Annotated in this window: 11 protein-coding genes; 7 read left to right on the forward strand and 4 right to left on the reverse strand. The window is 73.4% G+C overall.

Going from position 1 to position 15,052, the window contains the following annotated elements:
- Positions 1–15: 15 nt before the first annotated feature.
- Positions 16–2,550: an ATP-dependent helicase HrpB gene (gene hrpB, locus ACZ466_RS03385; protein WP_464042807.1), complete on the reverse strand. Its 2,535-nt coding sequence runs from the start codon at positions 2,548–2,550 to the stop codon at positions 16–18.
- 330 nt (positions 2,551–2,880) lie between these two features.
- Here hrpB and ACZ466_RS03390 point away from each other — a divergent pair, with 330 nt between their 5' ends.
- Complete coding sequence (locus ACZ466_RS03390; RefSeq protein ID WP_378283433.1) at positions 2,881–3,642, forward strand: NERD domain-containing protein; 762 nt, start codon at positions 2,881–2,883, stop codon at positions 3,640–3,642.
- A gap of 387 nt (positions 3,643–4,029) precedes the next feature.
- On the opposite strand, the gene ACZ466_RS03395 is transcribed toward ACZ466_RS03390, so the two are convergent.
- Complete coding sequence (locus ACZ466_RS03395; protein ID WP_378283471.1) at positions 4,030–4,440, reverse strand: hypothetical protein; 411 nt, start codon at positions 4,438–4,440, stop codon at positions 4,030–4,032.
- A gap of 79 nt (positions 4,441–4,519) precedes the next feature.
- On the reverse strand, positions 4,520–4,885 hold the full coding sequence (locus tag ACZ466_RS03400) for a hypothetical protein (RefSeq protein WP_378283432.1): 366 nt from the start codon (positions 4,883–4,885) through the stop codon (positions 4,520–4,522).
- Positions 4,886–4,977: 92 nt separating this feature from the next.
- On the opposite strand from ACZ466_RS03400, the gene ACZ466_RS03405 reads away from it, so the two are divergent.
- Positions 4,978–5,688, forward strand: a complete 711-nt coding sequence (locus tag ACZ466_RS03405; RefSeq protein ID WP_378283431.1) for a histidine phosphatase family protein — start codon at positions 4,978–4,980, stop codon at positions 5,686–5,688.
- A gap of 20 nt (positions 5,689–5,708) precedes the next feature.
- Here the strand turns inward: ACZ466_RS03405 and ACZ466_RS03410 are convergent, their stop codons facing one another.
- The gene (locus tag ACZ466_RS03410; RefSeq protein ID WP_378283430.1) at positions 5,709–7,316 is read right to left on the reverse strand and encodes a helix-turn-helix domain-containing protein; all 1,608 of its coding nucleotides are present in this window, start codon (positions 7,314–7,316) and stop codon (positions 5,709–5,711) included.
- Positions 7,317–8,372: 1,056 nt separating this feature from the next.
- Between ACZ466_RS03410 and ACZ466_RS03415 the strand changes: the two genes are divergently transcribed.
- The 5 genes from ACZ466_RS03415 to ACZ466_RS03435 all read left to right on the forward strand — a co-directional run bounded on the left by ACZ466_RS03415 (position 8,373) and on the right by ACZ466_RS03435 (position 13,477).
- Positions 8,373–9,002 carry a hypothetical protein gene (locus ACZ466_RS03415; protein WP_378283429.1) on the forward strand — a complete coding sequence of 210 codons (630 nt, stop codon included), beginning with the start codon at positions 8,373–8,375 and terminating at the stop codon, positions 9,000–9,002.
- A 394-nt stretch (positions 9,003–9,396) separates the two neighbouring features.
- Positions 9,397–10,449 (forward strand): threonine aldolase family protein, encoded by a 1,053-nt coding sequence (locus ACZ466_RS03420; RefSeq protein WP_378283428.1) that lies wholly within the window; start codon positions 9,397–9,399, stop codon positions 10,447–10,449.
- A 353-nt stretch (positions 10,450–10,802) separates the two neighbouring features.
- Positions 10,803–11,189, forward strand: coding sequence for a VOC family protein (locus ACZ466_RS03425; protein WP_378283427.1), 387 nt, complete (start codon positions 10,803–10,805; stop codon positions 11,187–11,189).
- An 80-nt stretch (positions 11,190–11,269) separates the two neighbouring features.
- Positions 11,270–12,460: a thiolase C-terminal domain-containing protein gene (locus ACZ466_RS03430; RefSeq protein WP_378283426.1), complete on the forward strand. Its 1,191-nt coding sequence runs from the start codon at positions 11,270–11,272 to the stop codon at positions 12,458–12,460.
- Between the two features lie 144 nt (positions 12,461–12,604).
- On the forward strand, positions 12,605–13,477 hold the full coding sequence (locus tag ACZ466_RS03435; protein ID WP_378283425.1) for an oxygenase MpaB family protein: 873 nt from the start codon (positions 12,605–12,607) through the stop codon (positions 13,475–13,477).
- The last annotated feature ends 1,575 nt before the right edge of the window (positions 13,478–15,052 follow it).

A 15,052-nucleotide genomic window follows, 5' to 3' on the forward strand; every position in this document is an offset into this window, starting at 1 on the left:
GAGGACGCCGCCGGGTCAGCGCTTGCGGGGCTTGGTGCGGCGCGTGGGCTCGGCGTGGGCGGGATCCTCCGGCCACGGGTGCCGTGGATAGCGGCCGCGCAGTTCCGCCCGTACGGCCTTGTAGCCCTCGCGCCAGAACGAGGCGAGGTCGGCCGTGACCGCAGCGGGCCGCCCGGCCGGGGACAGCAGGTGCACCACCAGGGGCACCCTTCCGTCGGCGAGCCGGGGCGCCGACTCCCAGCCGAACAGCTCCTGCAGCTTCACCGCCAGCACAGGCTGTTCGCCGGAGTAGTCGACGCGGATCCGCGAGCCGGTGGGCACCTGGACCCGTTCGGGGGCGATCTCGTCCAGGCGGGCCGCGCACTCCCACGGCAGCAGGCCGCGCAGCGCGGCGGCGACGTCGATGCGGGACAGGTCGGCGCGGCGGCGGGCACCGGAGGCGGCGAGCCAGTCCTCGGCGTGCCCCAGGAGCGCGGCGTCGTCCATCGCGGGCCAGGGCGGTCCCAGCGACCGGTGGCAGAAGGCCAGGCGTTCGCGCAGGGCGGTGGCGGCCGGTGACCAGGTGAGCAGGGAGAGGCCCTCGGCGCGCAGGCCGTCGGCGAGCGCGGCGCGCACCCGCGCGGGGTCGGGGCGCGTCAGGGGACGGGCCGCCAGCTCGATGGCGCCGAGGCGTTCGACGCGGCGCGCGACCACGTCGCCGTCCCGCCAGGCGACCTCCTCCCCGGACGCCAGGAGCGGCGCGGCGGCGAGGCGGGCCACGTCCTCGTCGATGACGACCGCCTGCCGGATCCGGGCGGAGGCCGACCCCGCGGGGCGGTCGGCGATGGCCACGGCCAGCCACGGGGGGCGCGCGGCCGCCAGCGCCGACCCCTGCGCCAGGTCCGCTCCGGTGCCGGAGGCCATGAGGTGGCCGCCGCCCGGCCGTGCCCGGGCGACCCGTTCGGGGAAGGCCAGCGCCACGACGGTGCCCGCCACCGCGTCGTCGGCCGCGGGACGGCCCGGCGCGTCGCCGGTGGACGCCTCGTCCAGCGCCTTGCGCAGGCGGCGGGCCTCGTCGCGCCAGCGGGCCGCGTGGGCGTCGGCGGGCGGGCCCTCGCGGCGCAGCGCCCGCCAGGCGGCGGTGAGATCGTCCCCGGCGGTGCGGGGCGGAGGCTCCGACAGCAGCGCCACGACCTGCGCGGCGGCCCGCGCGCCGACCTCCCGGGAGCCGTCGATCAGGGCGCGGGCCAGCCGCGGCTCCACGCCCACGCGGGCCAGGGCGCGGCCGCGTTCGGTGACCCGGCCGCCGGCGGCCTCCGGTTCGACGGCGCCGAGGGCGTGCAGGGTGGCGCGGGCGGCGCGCAGCGCGGCCTCGGGCGGCGGGTCCAGCAGGGCCAGCCCGCGCGCGTCGGGCTCGCCCCAGCAGGCGGCCTGCAGCGCGAACGCGGTCAGGTCGGCCAGCTCGATCTCGGGTCTGGGACGCGCCGGGAGCCGTTCGTGCTCGGCCTGCGTCCAGCAGCGGTACACCGTCCCGGGGGCCTCCCGCCCGGCGCGTCCGGCGCGCTGGTCGGCGGTCGCCCGGGAGGCGCGCACGGTGGTCAGCGCGCCCAGGCCACGGGCGTGGTCGGTGCGCGGCTCGCGGGCCAGGCCGGAGTCGACCACGACCCGCACGCCCGGCACGGTCAGGCTGGACTCGGCGACCGAGGTGGCCAGCACCACCCGGCGCCGCTCCCCCGGCGCGAGCACCGCGTCCTGCACGGCGGCGGGCGCCTGCCCGTGCACCTGCAGGACCTCGGCGCCCGCGTCGCGCAGCGCGCCCGCGACGCGGGCGATCTCCCCGGCGCCGGGCAGGAAGCACAGCACGTCGCCGCCGCGTTCGGCGAGGGCGCGGCGCACCGTCTCGGCGACGTGCGCGAGGAACGCCGGGTCGACGCGCATGCCGTGCGGGGGCGGCGGCGTCCGGGCGGGCGGGGCCCAGACGGCCTCGACCGGGTACGACGCCGCCGCGGTCTCCACGACCGGCGCCGGCTCCCCGTCCTCACCGGCGAGGAGGCGGGCCCAGGGGCCGGTGTCGGCGGTCGCGGAGGCCGCCACCAGGCGCAGGTCGGGGCGGAGCGCGGCGCGCACGTCGAGGACGAACGCCATCGCGGTGTCGGCGTCCAGGTGGCGCTCGTGGCACTCGTCCAGGATCACCGTGCCGACGCCGGGCAGTTCGGGCTCGCGCTGCAGGCGCTGGAGCAGCACCCCGGTGGTGACCACCTCGACCAGGGCGCCGGGGCGGTGCTCGCCGCGCACGCTGACGCCGACCGAGCGGCCGACGCGCTCGTCCAGGAGCCAGGCCATGCGCCGGGCGGCGGCGCGGGCGGCCAGGCGGCGCGGTTCCACGACGACCACCTTGCCGCCGCCGGCACCCGGCCCGGCCGCGTCCGGCACGAGGCCGGCGAGCACCAGCGGGACGAAGGTGGTCTTGCCCGTGCCGGGCGGTGCCGACAGGACGGCCGCGCCGCGTCCGGCCAGCGCCGCCAGCAGCGCGGGGACGGCGGCGCGCACGGGAAGGGCGGAGGCGTCCATCGCACCAGTGTGGCGGCCGCGGGGCGGTGCCCGGACCGCGTCCCCTCCGGCCCGCCGCATGTGATAAATGCCACGGCCCGATTGGCCGCGAGGCTTGCGGTGATAGTTGCACCGCGTTTTTCGCCATTACTTGTAGAACGTTCTAAGGCGCACTTCGACAAGACACCGGAGAAGCTCCTGCGAGGCCGGTACCGGGCAATACCTCTTTCGCCGCCCGTTGCCTTTCCGGTGGACTTCCCTCACCATGGGTCGTGGGCGGGCAAAGAAAGTTGTATTCCATAATAAGCACCGCAGCAGGCGCGACAGGGGCCCGGGTGCGAGGAGGTCAGGATGTTCGGCAGCTCCATCTATCTCAGGGGCAGGGACGCCTTCACGGGCGGCTCCCCGCAGGCGGTCTATGAGGAGCTGTGGCAGCGCGGACGAAAGGGCAGGCTCCGGACCCGGGCCATTCTGGCGGGTGTGACGCTGTTGTTGTGCGGAGCCCTCGTCAACGCCGTTTTCGGAGTCGTGATGGCGGTTGTCGTGGCGGCTGCCGACGCCTACTTCCACTGGCACGGTTACAACGCATCCAAGGTGTGGCGGCGCGGGCTGCGCGGCGAGGAGCGGATGGGCCGGCTGCTGCGCCGCACCCTGGAGCGCCGCGGCCACCGGGTGCTGCACAACCGGACGGTGCCCGGGCACGGAACGGTCGACCAGTTGATCATCGGGCCCGGCGGGCTCTGGCTGGTGCACAACGACGCCTGGCACCCCGAGACCGAGATCGGCTCGCACGGCGGGACGCTGTTCATCGACGGCCGCACCAAGTCGCAGATGGTCCGCGGGTTCACCGAGGCCTCCGCCGAGGCCGGGCGGCTGATCGCCGAGCGCGCGGAGATCGAGGTGAAGGTGGTGCCGGTGCTGGTGGTGCACGGCGGACGCGTCAAGAAGGCCCCGTTCCGCGCCGACGCCATCGTCTTCGCGCCGCCCCTGAAGATGGTCCGCTACATCCTGCGCACCCCGATCGCCGACTTCTCCGCCGAGGACGTCGAAGAGATCACGCGCGCCGCCGTGCTCGCGCTGCCGATCGGCGGCCGCACCACGAGCGACGCCTGAGCCGACACCCCGGCGAAGACCACTACCTGGACGCGGAGGGCACGACGCCTGAGAGGAGGGCGCCAGAGGAGAGGGAGCTTCCTCCAGCGGGGACGCCCGTACACACAGAGCGCGACCCCCTTTGATGGGTGTCCCCGCCGGAGGCGGCCGACCGGCCCCTTATCAGCACTCGCCCAGCCCGCGGTCTCGGCCGCCGCCTGCCACTCTCACTGCTAGGGCCTGTCTCGCAGTGCCCTCAGGTACCGCGCGAGCGCGTTACCTGGACGGTGGTGCGATGCCGGAGGCGAGCGTCACCGGCCAGATCGCGGAGCGATGCCGCGCTCGCCAAGACCCGGTTAGGGGCGAGCCGCCAGGCGAGCGCCGTGGGCCGGGGCTTTGAAACACAGTCTAGGACCGGGCGGCCGCCGGGGCGGTGCGGCGCAGCCAGTACAGGCCCACGATCGGCAGCACCAGCGGGATGAACCCGTATCCGCGCCCGTAGGCCGACCAGACCGTGGCGTCGGGGAACGCGGCGGGGTCGGCCAGGCTCAGCGTCCCGACGACCAGGACGCCGACGAGCTCGATCGTCAGCGAGGCGAGCGCGATCCGGCGGGAGGTGCGCCCGCCCAGCGCCAGCGCGACCGTGGCCAGCACGTAGACGACGGCGGCGAAGGCCGACAGGGCGTAGGCGACGGGCGCCTCGGAGAACCGGGTGGCGATCTGCACGCCCGCCCGGGCCCCGGCGGCCAGCGCGAAGATCGCGTACACCGCCACCAGCAGCCGCCCCGGCCCGCTCCGCGTCACCGCCGCCCCCGTCACCGCGGCGGCTCCTGTATCGGTTCCGGCAGCGGACTCCGTCCCGGCGGGCGTGTCCGTGCGGGCGGCGTCGGACCCGGTGTCAGGCAACGGTGCCCTCCCAGATCTGGTTCATCCTGACGATCATCACGGCGACCGACAGGCAGGCGACCACGATCACCCCGGGACCCCAGCGGGTGCGTTCCAGCAGACCCCATCCGGCGCCCGCCGCGGGGATCAGCAGCACCCCGAGCAGGTAGCCGACGAACGTCGCCCCGTCGGCCGGCCCCTCGTCCCCCGACAGCTTGACGAAACCGGTCACGGCCTGGGCGACCAGCAGCGCCTCCAGCACGCCCAGCGCGCCCAGGTGCCACCAGTCCATGGGACGGTCCCGCCAGGCGCCGACCAGGGCGTAGAGGGCCGCCAGCAGCGACACCACGATGATCACGTTGGCCAGGACGCTCGTCATAGGACACCGAGACTACTACCGGCTGTAGAGGACGGCGTTCCGGCCCGTGCGAACCGGCGATCGGGACGTTCCACCCCCACCGGCGTGGGATCATGGCTCGCGTGAACGCGCTCCAGTGGCTGACCCTCGTCCGGCACGGCGAGAGCACCGGGAACCTGGCCTACCAGGCGGTCCAGGGCACCGACGCGGAGGAGACCGGCATCGCCGAGCGCGACGCCGACATCCCGCTGTCGGACACCGGCCGCGAGCAGGCGGCGGCGCTGGGCCGCTGGCTGGCCGGGCTGCCCGAGGACGAGCGCCCCACCCGCGTGGTGACCTCCCCCTACGTGCGCGCGGTCGACACGGCGCGGATCGCGCTGGCGCAGGCGCCCATCGACGTGGAGATCCGTGTGGACGAGCGGCTGCGCGACCGCGACCAGGGCGTGCTGGAGGGCCTCACACCGCTGGGGGTCCGGCGCCGGCACCCCGAGGAGGCCGAGCGGCTGCGCCGGATCGGCAAGTTCTACTACCGGCCGCCCGGCGGGGAGTCGTGGACGGACCTGGCGCTGCGGCTGCGCAGCCTGTACCGCGACCTGGAGTACGAGGCGGCGGGCGAGCGGGTGCTGGTGGCCGCGCACGACGCGATCGTGGTGATGACCCGCTACCTGGTGGAGGACCTCTCCGAGCGGGAGGTGCTGGAGATCGAGAAGACTCCGATCGCCAACTGCTCGGTGACCCGGTGGCGGCAGGACGAGGGACGGCTGCGCGCGGTGTCGTACAACGACTGCGCGCACCTGACCGGCGCGGGCGTCGCCACCGCCTGACCGCCGGCCCGGGGAGGCCGTCAGTCGTCTTCGGTGAGGAGCCGGTGGTGGCGCGCGGCGACGGTGTCGCGGCGGACGTCGGCGGGCGGCAGCAGTTCCTGGAGGCGTTCCATGACCTCCAGGTCGTCGCGTCCGGTCTCGGTGCACGCGTACGTCCAGAGGGATTCGACGCCGCCGTGCTCCAGCAGCCGGCTCCGCAGCAGCACCGACAGCTCGTCGCGCTCGGCCCGGATGGCGGGGGCGTCGGAGTGGGGCAGCAGGTCGCCGCGCGACAGCCGTACCGCGCCGGCGACCTCGCCCGCTTCCAGCAGCCGCCGCACGGCCAGGAAGTCGGCGTCGACGGCGCAGTCGAGCCGGTACGGCTTGGCGCCCACGAAGTCGCCGAGCTGGGCGCGCAGCCGGTGGATCTCGGCGCGCACCGTGACGGGGCTGCCCTCGCCGCCGTACAGGTGCAGGGAGAGCCGGTCGGCGTTGAGGCCGCGGGGGTGCAGGGCCAGCAGGGCGAGGATCTCGGCGTGCCGCAGTGACAGCGGCAGGCGCCGGCCGTCCAGCCAGGCCGAGGGCGGGTCGTCGCCCAGGAACGCCAGGGCCAGCATCGGCACGCCCGGGGCGGCGGGCGCGGTGGCGCCGGAGAGGTCTCCCGCGGGAGCGTGCGCGGTGTGCCGCATCGAGCCGGGCGGAGGCGCCGTCGGCTCGGCGCGGAGCGTACCGGTGTCCTCGGACGAGGGCGGATCCTCGGCGTCCGGCCGCACGGTCACGGGTCCCGGAGCGGACGGGCTCTGCGGCGGAGGTCTTCGGCGCCCGCCGGGAGGCGCCCGGAGCAGGAACACCTCGCCGACGGGTTCGGCCAGGGCCCACCGCCCGTCGGGCAGGGCCGCGGGGCCGCCGGACACCGGCACGTGCAGGCGCCGCCCGCACCATTCGGCGGGCTCGGCCAGCAGGATCCTGCCGGTGGGGGTCGCCAGCGCGCCGGGCTCGCCGCGCAGCGCGTCCAGATGGCGGCGGTGGCGTTCGCGCATCGCCTCGTCGCGGCGGCGCATCTCCAGTTCCAGGCGTGCCTCGGCGAGCGCGGCGGCGGCGCCGACCAGCGCGACCGCCGCGGGGTGCAGCGCCTCGGCGGTGCCGCTGACCTCGACGCAGCCGATCACCCGGCCGGTGTCGGGGTCGGTGATGGGCGCGCCGGCGCAGGACCAGCGGTGCAGGGCCGGGACCAGGTGCTCGGCGGAGAAGACGTACTGCGGGGCGCCGGTCGCCAGCGCGGTGCCGATGCCGTTGGTGCCGATCGAGCGTTCCGACCAGCAGAACCCCTCCAGCAGCCCGATCCGGGCCGCCTCGCGCAGCGCCGCCGGGGCGCCCTCGCTCCACAGCGCGTGGCCGTCGGCGTCGCTGACCACCATGAGGTGCCCGGTCTCGTCGGTGTAGGAGCGCAGCAGGCCGCGCATCGCCGGGACGTGCGAGACGAGGAGGTGCCCGGCGCGGACCTCGGCCAGGTCGCCGCGGTCGTACACCTGCGGGGCGGCGGAGATCGCGACGGTGATCCCGGCCTCGCGCGAGCGCCGCCACGATTCGGAGATGGGCGGCCGCAGGACGCGGACCGGATCCTCCGGGTCGCCGGGACGGCGATCCACGAGGTCGCGGTCGTCCGGACGTCCCGGGCCGGCGGACCCGCCGCGGCGCCGAAGGCCGCCGCCCCCGGGTCCTGCCGGGGAGGTGCCGCGGCCCTGGGCGGGCGAACCTCTCGTTCCACTTGCCCGCTCGGCCGCTGTCCGCGGCTCACGGGCCGGGCCCCACGGACCGGGGTTGCGGCCCGGCTGGACGGGCTCGCCGGTGCCGCCCCCCACCAGGGGCGGGCTCGAGCTGTGCACCGCGTCGTCAAGCGCCGCGGTCGCGCGCACCAGATCGCGCGGGTCACGGCAGGCATGCGGCGATGGCACGCCGGAGCGGCGTTCCATTGGCACTCTCCCCCCAGATGAGAACCCGTGGACAACGCTGAGAATCTCTGGCGGGCGATCAGTGCGCAACCGATTCCCGTGAACTGGACGACCGCACCCGCTGTCACGAACAGTCATCGATCGGTTGCAACGTGCGCGCAACCTTGCGGGGCATACGGTACGGGCACCGTCGGCTGTCCGGTTCCGGCCGTGAGGACGTCGGCGTCCCAGGTGCGTTTCGGGGGGGATGCACCTGGGACGCCGCGCCGGCCGGTCAGCCGATGGCCGATGTCCACTTAATGGGACTTGAGAGGTTTTGGGGACGTTCTGAGGGCTTTTCGTGGGGGAGGGCTTTAGTCTTGTTGTGCTTGACCTGCCGCCGGGTGCGTCCGGCCGCACGCCTGGGCGAGTACACGGCGCGGCGCGCACGGCTGATCGTTCACCATGGCCTGTGCGTCTGCGCGGGCCCGCGTCCCGGACCTCCCGTGGGCACCGGCGCCGGTCGGCCTGTTCCGGCCCGGTCGCACGGCGTCCGGTGAAACGGAACCGGACGGACGGAACACCGCGGCGCCACCTGAATGCGAAGCACCCGCACCACCAGCGGAAACGCCGGAAAAACGCGGCCTCGGAACAGGCGCGGCGGCCGATGGCGTTAATCCTGAGAACACCGCGGCGACATGCTCTGTTCGCTTCAGGTTCGCCTAAAGTTTAAGGGGCAGCCCCCTTTTCGCACTCCACCCTCCAGGAGCCTTCATGACCGTGTTCTCGGGCCTCGTCCGCCGCACCGCCCTGGAGGCGGAGCGCCGACTGCGCGCGGGCGTCGATCTGCTCGCCGCGATCGCCGAGGATCCCGAACGCACGGCCGACCTGCAGCGGGAGAAGGAGGCACGCGCGGCGCAGGAGGAGCGGATCGCGCGGCTGGAGGAGACCCTCGAGCGTGTCCTGGAGGACCACGACCGCGATCTGGGCACACTGCGCACCGAACTGGACTCGCTCATCACCCAGCTCAACGACCGGCTGCTGCCCCGGATCGACGAGCGGATGGACGACACCGAGCGCGACCTCACCGCGCTGGCCACCGGCCTGGTCCGGTCCGGCCGGGAGGCGGCGGCGACCCGCTCCCGCCTGGAGACGCTCGAGAACCGGGTGGCCGACCTGCGCGACCGGCTCGTCCGGATGGAGCAGCGCGCCGGGCTGTGGCGCGACCTGCAGGCCACGATGGCCCGGCTGGGCGACGACGTCGACACGCTGCGCACGCGGCTGAACCTCCGTCCCGCGCCCGCACCGCAGGCCGCTCCGCCCACCTCCCCCGTCGCCGAGCGCATCGGTGAAAGTAGCCCGCAGCAGCTCAACAGCAGCGACGCCCACTCCCAGGCCTCCTGACCCGACCCCGCCATCCGAGCATTCCTGCCGGAACCGACGGCCTGCGGGACAATGAAGGCATGACGCAGAAGTCCCGTACGGCCGCAAAGCCGGAACACGTCGACGACCCGAGCCGCCCGTTGGGCAGCCGCGGGTCCGGCGACACGGCCCCGGCCGACCGGGACTTCCAGGCCCGGCAGCACCTGCGCACCGCGCTCAGGACGCGGACAAGGCGGCGTCGAAGGCCGACGCCACCATCCGGGTCATCGAGACGCGGGCGCCTCGTCCATCGGGGTTCACGCCTATCGACGACGTCCCGCCGCCGAACTGAACGGATAGCGCCTTGACCTCTCACGCCGACCGCCCGTCCGCAGGCTCCTCCCCGACGTCCACAACAGCATCCGGTGGGGGCGCCGTGGATCCGCAGGCCTTCTCTGGACCGTTCCGGGGTTTCGCCAGCGACAACCACGCGGGCGTCCACCCCGAGGTCCTCGCCGCGCTCGCCGCCGCCAACGAGGGCCACCAGCCCGCCTACGGCGACGACGCGTACACCGTCCGGCTGCGCGAGGTGATGCGGCGGCACTTCGGGGAGCAGGCCGAGACGTACCCGGTGTTCAACGGCACCGGCGCCAACGTGGTCGGGCTGCAGGCGATGGCCGACCCGTGGAGCTCGGTCCTGTGCACCGAGACGTCCCACATCCACGTGGACGAGTGCGGCGCCGCCGAGCGGGTCGCCGGGCTCAAGCTCATCCCGATCCCCGCACCCGACGGCAAGCTGACCCCCGAACTGGTCGACCGGTACGCGTGGGGCTGGGGCGACCCGCACCACGCCCAGCCCAGGATCGTGTCCATCACCCAGAGCACCGAGATGGGCACCCTCTACACGGCCGAGGAGGTCGCGGCGCTCGCCGCGTGCGCGCACGAGCGCGGAATGCTGCTGCACATGGACGGCGCCCGCCTGTCCAACGCCGCGGCCGCGCTGGACCTGCCGCCGCGGGCGTTCACCACCGACGCCGGGGTGGACGTCCTGTCGTACGGCGGCACCAAGAACGGCCTCATGGTCGGCGAGGCGATCGTCGTGCTCGACCCGTCCGCCGTGCGGGGCATGGAGTTCCTGCGCAAGATGGGGATGCAGCTGGCGTCCAAGATGCGCTTCCTGTCGGCGCAGCTGATCGCCCTGTTGGAGGGCGATCTGTGGCTGCGCAACGCCGCGCACGCCAACGCGATGGCCCAGCACCTGGCCTCGGCGGTACGCGCCGTACCGGGGGTGCGGATCACCCAGCCGGTGCAGGCGAACGCAGTGTTCGCCATCATCCCGCCGGACGTGGCCGACCGGCTGCGCAAGCGCTACGCCTTCTCGACATGGAACGAGCACACCGGCGAGGTCCGCTGGATGTGCGCCTTCGACACCACCGAGGACGACATCGCCGCCTTCGCCCGCGCCCTCACCGACGAAATGACCACCTAACCCACCAGCGGCCCGACACCCCGCCCCAACCGAACGCACCGCGCCCCCGCATAGCCGCGCGGGCACACCGCATCCCCGGCGAACAGCACTGCCCCGACAAATCACACCCTGCGTCCCGCAGCGCCCCGACGTACGGCATCCCCTGGGCACAGCGCCGAGGGCGCGAGCAGATGCGGCAAGTACCACGGCCAACCTCATCGAGGACGGCCGCAGGGCACCAAAGCGGCTGCGATCCGGTGGGCGGGCAAAACGACCGCACAGCACTGGCCTGGCACACCGCAGCGTCCTGGGGTGGAACGTCTCCGCAGGTGGCACCGGGGTTGCGGGGAGCCGGGGCGGGCACTCTCGTGCGCATGGGAACTGTGAGCGTGCGCTACATCGTGGACGACGTCGACGCCGCCGCCGCGTTCTACCGCGATCGGCTGGGCTTCGAGGTGAAGTTCCAGCCCGGTCCGGGGTTCGCCATGCTGTCGCGGGGCGACCTGCGGCTGCTGCTGAGCGCGGTGTCGGGGCCGGGCGGGGCGTCCCAGCCCATGCCAGACGGCAGGCGCCCCGAGCCGGGCGGGTGGAACCGCTTCCAGATCGAGGTCGCGGACCTGGCCCGGACGGCCGAGGAGCTCCGGGAGGCGCGGGTGACGTTCCGCGGCGCGATCGTCGAGGGCCGGGGCGGGCGGCAGCTGCTGATCGAGGATCCCGCGGGCAACCCGGTGGAGCTGTTCGAACCGGCGCCGCGCGGCTGACGTCCCGCCCGAGCGAGCGCTCGATCGGGCCGCGCGTTATCGTGAACCCGAACTGGATTCGGTATGAGGAGGCGGGCCTGATGGGCCAGCGCACGTTCGTCGTCGGCGTCGGCATGACCAAGTTCGAGAAGCCGGGCTCCCGCGACTGGGAGTACCCCGACATGGCCAAGGAGGCCGTCGGCAAGGCCCTGGAGGACGCGGGCGTCGCCTTCGACCAGGTGGAGCAGGCGTACGCCGGATCCGCCTACGGCGCGATGGGCCAGCGCGCGCTCTACGAGACCGGCATGACGGGCATCCCCGTGATGACCGTCTCCAACGCGTGCGCCACCGGGTCCAGCGCCCTGTTCATGGCCCGGCAGGCCGTCAAGGGCGGCCTCGCCGAGTGCGCGCTCGCCTTCGGCATGGAGAAGATGGAGAAGGGCTCGCTCGGCGCCGGCATGGGCAAGTCCAAGGTCACCATCATCGACCACCACCTCAACTCGATGGTCGCCGGGCGCCCGTGGGAGATGGACAAGGCGCCGATGCCGCAGATGTTCGGCAACGCCGGCCGCGAGCACATCGAGAAGTACGGCTCCACCCCCGACCACTACGCCTGGATCGGCTGGAAGAACCACAAGCACTCGGTGAACAACCCCTACGCCCAGTTCCAGGACGAGTACTCCCTGGACGACGTCAAGAACGCCACGATGATCTACGAGCCGCTCACCAAGCTGCAGTGCTCGCCGACCTCCGACGGCGCCGCCGCGGCCATCGTGGTCAGCGAGCGGTTCGTGGACGAGCACGACCTGTGGGGCCGCGCCATCGAGATCGCCGGACACCACATCGCCACCGACACCCCCGACAGCTTCGCCGACCACTCCTCCATCCGCGTCGTCGGGTTCGGGTGCTCGCAGCGCGCCGCGCGGAAGGCGATGGACGAGGCGCAGGTCGGCATCGACGACGTCGACGTGATCGAACTGCACGACTGCTTCAGCGCCAACGAGCTCATCACCTACGAGGCCCTCGGCATGGCGGAGGCCGGCGAGGGCCACAAGCTCGTGGACGACGAGGCCACCACGTACGGCGGCAGGTGGGTGGTCAACCCGTCCGGCGGACTCATCTCCAAGGGCCACCCGCTCGGCGCCACCGGCCTCGCCCAGTGCGCCGAACTCACCTGGCAGCTGCGCGGCGAGGCCGGCAAGCGCCAGGTCGAGAACGCCCGCGTCGCCCTCCAGCACAACATCGGCCTGGGCAGCGCCTGCGCGGTGGCCGTCTACAAGCCCGCCTCCTGAAGCACTCCACCCCCGTTCCCGGAACTCACCCGCCCCCCGGGAACGGGGAGGGCCCGCACCTGGCCCGCGCCAGATCTAGACATTAGACAAATTACTTCTCTTGTCTCATCATGGCGTCAGCGGCTCGCCGTCACTGGAGGTGCGATGTCCACGCCCACCACCCACATGGCCCCGCTCGGCCCCGGCTCACTCCTGTGGTCGTACGCCGCGGACATGCGCTCCCTACTCCCCGGAGCCGCCGCCGGACTCATGCAGCTCATGCATCCCGGCATCGGCGCGGGCGTCTCCGAGCACTCGCAGTTCTTCGACGCCCCGTTCGACCGCATCTACCGGTCCGTCCCGCAGATCTGGGCCACCGTCCTCGCCCCCGACGGCGAGCAGCGCGCCCGCGGCATCCGCGACCTGCACCGCGCCATCGGCGGCGTCGACGAGCACCGCCGCCGCTACCACGCCCTCGAACCGGAGACCTACTGGTGGGCGCACGCCACGTTCACCTGGGAGATCTTCAAGGCCGCCGAACTCTTCCACCCCCGCGCCCTCACCGCCGAGGACCACGAGCAGCTCTACGCCGAGACCGTCACCTGGTACTCCCGCTACGGCATCAGCATGCGCCCCGTACCGCCCGACTACGCCTCGTTCCAGTCGAAGTTCTGGCACATCTGCGCCAAGCGGCTGGAACTCACCCCGGCCGCCGCCCGCGCCCTCGACATCGCCAAGCACGGCTCCGAGACCGTCTCCCTGATGCCCGTCGGCGGCGCCCGCCTCGAACGCGCCGGCCGTTTCGTGGCCGAACGCCCTCTGCGGCTGCTCACCTTCGGCTGCCTGCCCTCGATCGTCCGCGAGCGCTTCGACATCCCGTGGTCCCCCGCCGACCAGGTCCGCTTCTCCGCCCTGGCCCTGGCCAACCGCCAGGGCTACCGGGTCGTCCCCACCCGCCTGAACCACTGGACGCTCCGCAGCACCCTCCGCTACATCGGCTCCCAAACCCGCCCCGCCCGCTACCAACCCGCCGCCTGACCCGCCCCCGCCGCTGAACAGGACGCCCAGTCATCGTCGAGGTGCCCCAGGTAGGAACCGGGCAAGACCCACTCTTGAGCCGAGCAACGTGCTCATCCGCAACACATCCCGTGCCCATCAGCCCCAACCCGCCATCGACCCCACACACCGAGCACCAAACACCCGCTAAGCGGGGCCACCCTCCCACCCCCAAGAGCCGCTCAGCCCTCCCCACCCACACCCAAACCCCCGCGCCAAAGACACCCCCGACCTGAACCCCACGCCCCCACCCGCTGAACATGGGCCGACCTCCCAACCAACGTCGCCCCCAAGAGTCATCTCCGCCTTTCCACACACACACCCAAACCCCCGCGCCAAGGACATCGCCAGTTTGAACCCCACGCACCACCCCACCCGTTGAGCAGCGGCCGACCTCCCGACCGACATCCGGACCCCGAGGCCACCCCACCCTCCCCAGCGTGCACCCAAGGGCTCCCGCGCCCAAAGGGTGCCGTTTGGAAACCCGCGCCCACCCACCCACGCTTAGGCCCGGTGGGGCCCGGCGCGTCGGCCGCCGCTCTCGGGGCGCGCCCGCCCAGTTCGGGCTGCGCCCACCGCACCGCTTCCCCTCACACCAGCTGCGCCCGGTCATCTACGCCGGGGCTGCCCGCCCGCGCCACGCACGCCCTCCCCTCCCCACGCTTGGAACCTCCGCGCCCAGGAGGCCGCCCCCCGAAGACAAAGACCAGCCTCCGCCCACGACAACCCGCGCCCCTCGACCAGTGCTGACCCAAGCCTCGTAAGCCCGCGCCCCGAAGCACCAGCGCCAAACCACGAGCGTCCCCGACAACCCACGCGCCCGCGCCGTTCACGTGCTGACCAGCCCAGGTCCGAGCCGCCCAGCGTTCCGAAGAACGCCGCGCTGTAAACGCCCTCGCAAAGCGCACCGCCCCTGCGTTGCAACACTGTCGTACGGAAACGACGGCATTGGGATCGGCGCGTCTTGCCTGGTGGCGAGCTAGGTGATGGAGCGTGCCTTGTTGTTCGTCTGAGGTGTAGCGGGCAGTCGCATACTCTTCAGACAACTAGCCGACAACTGAAGGTGTGGAGACGATCGCCGCCGGCGCCGAACGCGCGGTGTCCGCCGGGCTCCCGGCCCCCAACGGTGACGCCGCGAACATCACGACCACCCCCACAACACCGCAGCCGCTCCAAGCGTCTCCCGACCAGACGCCCGCCACCCCCGCGTCCGCACGTCCACACGACGCACGCAGGCATGCACAAGGCACCGCACAGCCGCGAGGCGCCCCAACAACCACGGAGAGCGCCCCGGCAACCGCGCAAGGCTGCCCAGCAAGCGCGCAGGCCGCCCCGCCAACGGCGCAAGACGCCCTTGAAACCGCGCAAGCCGCCCCCACAACCGCGCAAGGTCCCCCGGGAACCGCGCAAGGCGGCGCAGCAACCACACAGGACACCTCGGCAACTGCGCAAAGCACTCAGGCAACGGCGCAAAGCGACCCACCAACCGCGCAACACACCCCGACAACCGCACAGACCACCCCCACAACCACGCAGGCCGCCCCGGCAACCGCACAA

The organism is Actinomadura rugatobispora, assembly GCF_055379765.1.

Coding starts and splice junctions, on each gene's coding strand:
- hrpB (WP_464042807.1), bottom strand. CDS start 2,550: ATGGACGCCTCCGCCCTTCCCGTGCGCGCCGCCGTCCCCGCGCTGCTG.
- ACZ466_RS03390 (WP_378283433.1), top strand. CDS start 2,881: ATGTTCGGCAGCTCCATCTATCTCAGGGGCAGGGACGCCTTCACGGGC.
- ACZ466_RS03400 (WP_378283432.1), bottom strand. CDS start 4,885: ATGACGAGCGTCCTGGCCAACGTGATCATCGTGGTGTCGCTGCTGGCG.
- ACZ466_RS03405 (WP_378283431.1), top strand. CDS start 4,978: ATGGCTCGCGTGAACGCGCTCCAGTGGCTGACCCTCGTCCGGCACGGC.
- ACZ466_RS03415 (WP_378283429.1), top strand. CDS start 8,373: ATGACCGTGTTCTCGGGCCTCGTCCGCCGCACCGCCCTGGAGGCGGAG.
- ACZ466_RS03425 (WP_378283427.1), top strand. CDS start 10,803: ATGGGAACTGTGAGCGTGCGCTACATCGTGGACGACGTCGACGCCGCC.
- ACZ466_RS03430 (WP_378283426.1), top strand. CDS start 11,270: ATGGGCCAGCGCACGTTCGTCGTCGGCGTCGGCATGACCAAGTTCGAG.
- ACZ466_RS03435 (WP_378283425.1), top strand. CDS start 12,605: ATGTCCACGCCCACCACCCACATGGCCCCGCTCGGCCCCGGCTCACTC.